The sequence below is a fragment of the Brevundimonas sp. genome (assembly GCF_041911375.1).
Classification (GTDB): Bacteria; Pseudomonadota; Alphaproteobacteria; order Caulobacterales; family Caulobacteraceae; genus Brevundimonas.
In genome coordinates, this window is the sequence record NZ_JAYRPA010000063.1 from 1 (window position 1) to 2,734 (window position 2,734).

Annotated in this window: 4 protein-coding genes; 3 read left to right on the forward strand and 1 reads right to left on the reverse strand. The window is 72.6% G+C overall.

Annotated features, from left to right (window positions below; genetic code table 11):
* Positions 1–212: hypothetical protein (locus ACE3PU_RS11025; protein WP_374389674.1), on the reverse strand; the 212-nt coding region annotated here is incomplete at its 3' end.
* A 149-nt stretch (positions 213–361) separates the two neighbouring features.
* On the opposite strand from ACE3PU_RS11025, the gene ACE3PU_RS11030 reads away from it, so the two are divergent.
* The 3 genes from ACE3PU_RS11030 to ACE3PU_RS11040 form a co-directional block, all read left to right on the forward strand.
* The gene (locus ACE3PU_RS11030) at positions 362–928 is read left to right on the forward strand and encodes a polysaccharide biosynthesis/export family protein (protein ID WP_374389676.1); all 567 of its coding nucleotides are present in this window, start codon (positions 362–364) and stop codon (positions 926–928) included.
* Between the two features lie 8 nt (positions 929–936).
* Positions 937–1,761, forward strand: coding sequence for a metallophosphoesterase (locus ACE3PU_RS11035; RefSeq protein WP_374389680.1), 825 nt, complete (start codon positions 937–939; stop codon positions 1,759–1,761).
* A 63-nt stretch (positions 1,762–1,824) separates the two neighbouring features.
* Positions 1,825–2,734: cell wall hydrolase (locus ACE3PU_RS11040; protein WP_374389678.1), on the forward strand; the 910-nt coding region annotated here is incomplete at its 3' end.

Sequence of the window (2,734 nt, forward strand, 5' to 3'; positions counted from 1 at the left end):
AACGCGGCGCGGCGTCCGACCGCCCGCCAATAGGTCTGCTCGGCTCCGGCGAGGGCCAAGGCGAAGGCGGCGTCGTCCTGACCGGGCGAACGGCAGGTTTCGGGCTCTCGACGGCAGAAGTCGATCACCCCCGCGGGCGGCGCCACGGGGCCGACCTCCGTCCCGAAGGCGAGCGTGCCCAGGAGGGCGACAAGAGCGACCGAAGGGCCCACGTTGGCTCCGCGCTGGCCGCGCATCCTGCGGCGGCCCGTCCGCTCTATCCGGCGAAGCGCTAAAATTTGGTGAGGGGAACGGCGCGCCGCCGCACTGGCGCGGCGGTCCGGCCCGCGCTATCCAAGACCCACTGTTGGGATAATGCCTCATGCTGACAAGACGTCTCGCGCTCGCCGCCGTGCTCGCCCTGCCCGCCGCCTGCGCCACCGCCGTGGCCGAGGCGCCGGCCACCGACGACGCGCCCGACTGGGTGCCCGAAGCCTATCAGCTGGGCGCCGGCGACAAGGTGCGAGTCACCGTGTTCAACGAGCCGTCCTTGACCGGGGAGTTCCAGGTCAGCTCGGCCGGCGCCCTGTCCCTGCCCTTGATCGGCGAGGTCGAGGCGGCCGGCCGGACCGTGTCCGAGCTCCAGCGCGCCGTCGAGGCGAAGCTGCGCGACGGCTATCTGCTCGATCCCCGCGTCAACGCCGAAATCCTCACCTATCGCCCCTTCTACATCTTGGGCGAAGTGGGCGCGCCCGGCACCTACCCCTATTCGGCCGGCCTCACCGTGCTGAACGCCGTCGCAACGGCAGGCGGCTTCACCTACCGAGCCAATACCGGACGGGTCTACATCCGCCGCGCCAACGCCACGGGCGAGGTGGCCTACCGCCTGACCAGCCAAACGCGGATCGCCCCGGGGGACACCATCCGCATCGGTGAACGGCTATTCTGACGCGCCGGCTGTTCGGGCTCGGTGCGCCGCGGCCGTCCGTCCAGGACGATCGCTCGCCGCCGCGCGCGCCCGACGGCGCCGTCGTCTGGGCGGTCGGCGACGTCCATGGTCAGGACGACCTCTTCGCCTGCCTGTCCGAGTTGATTCAGGCCGATCTGCGCGCCGCCGGAGCGGGCCGGGGGACCGCGGTCCTCCTCGGCGACTACATTGACCGGGGCGTCGGGGCGCGCGCCGTGATCGAGCGCATCCTGGAGATGTGGCGCGGTCTCGAGCGCCAGGGCGCCGCCCTGGTCGCCCTGCGCGGGAACCACGAGGAGATGCTGTTGCGATTTCTCGACAGTCCGGCCCTGGGACCGGCCTGGATGGACCTTGGCGGGCGCGAGACGCTGCTCGGCTACGGCGTCGAGCCGCCCCCGCCCACCGCCGAGCCGACGGCCTGGGCCCGAACCGCCGCCGCCCTGGCCGAGGCGCTCCCCCCCGCCCACCGAGCGTTTATAGAGGCGCTGCCCCTGCACCACGTCGAGGGCGACTATCTCTTCGTTCACGCCGGCCTGCGTCCGGGCGTGGCCCTGGCCGACCAGAAGCCGGACGACCTCATGTGGATCAGGGACGCCTTTCTGCAGGACCCCCGGCCCACGGAGCGGCTGGTGGTCCACGGCCACACGCCGGAGCCGGAGGTCTGGCTTGATCGGCGCCGCCTCGGTCTGGACACCGGCGCCTACGCCACGGGCCTCCTCTCCGCGGTCCGCCTCAAGGCCGATCGCATCCTGCTGTTCCAGGCCCGCCGGCACCCTGACGGCGTCCGCGTCGAGACGCGCCCGCTCACGGTGTGATGTCGCACCGGCGCCGCCTTTGCTAGAGTGGCCGCCGACCGGTCCCGTTCGGAGACATCCCCCTTGGACGACCACAGCCTCTGGGTGAGCGCCTACGGCGCCGACCTGCGCCGACGGATCGTCGCCACGGCGGCGGTCGTCGGGCTGGCGGTCGTCACCGGCCTGAGCCTGATGATCGCGGTGGAGCGCTGGAACGGCCGGTTCGAGCACGTCTTCCATCCCCTGCCCGGCTTGTCCTACGCCGCTCCGCCCCTCAAGGACGGCGTGCCCGTCATCCGCATCGATCAGCCGCTGACCTATCAGCGGCTCGCCCCCAACGACGCCTATCGCTTCAACGCCTCCGTACCCGTCTCGACCGAGCCGCTGCCGGCCGCCGCGCCGTTCCGGCTGCCAGAGATGGACGCAGCCTCCCGGGCCCGCGCCATCGACTGCCTGACGGCCGCCGTCTATTACGAGGCGGCGTCGGAAAGCGCGCTGGGCCAGGCGGCCGTGGCCCAGGTGGTGCTCAATCGCGTGCGGCACCCCGCCTTTCCGAACACCGTGTGCGGGGTGGTCTATTCGGGCTCGGAACGGCGCACGGGCTGCCAGTTCACCTTCACCTGCGACGGCGCGCGTGCGCGCGCGCCGGAGCCCGGGGCATGGTTGCGCGCGCGCCGGGTGGCCCTGGCCGCCCTCGGCGGGGCGGTGACCCCCGAGGTCGGCAACGCCACCCACTACCACACCCTCTGGGTCGCGCCCTATTGGAGCCCCTCCCTGGTCAAGGTCGCCAATATCGGCGCCCACACCTTCTATCGCTGGAAGGGCTTCACCGGCGGTCCGGCCGCCTTCAACCGGCCGCACGCCGGTATCGAACCGGCCATTCCCGCCTGGATCGGCCGCGCGCCCTTGCAGGAGGCCGAGGACGATGCGGCGGCGGCCGTCGCCGATCCCGCGCCCCTCCCCCCAGCGGAGCCCGTGGTTCTCCTGGCGGCGC

Coding starts and splice junctions, on each gene's coding strand:
- ACE3PU_RS11030 (WP_374389676.1), top strand. CDS start 362: ATGCTGACAAGACGTCTCGCGCTCGCCGCCGTGCTCGCCCTGCCCGCC.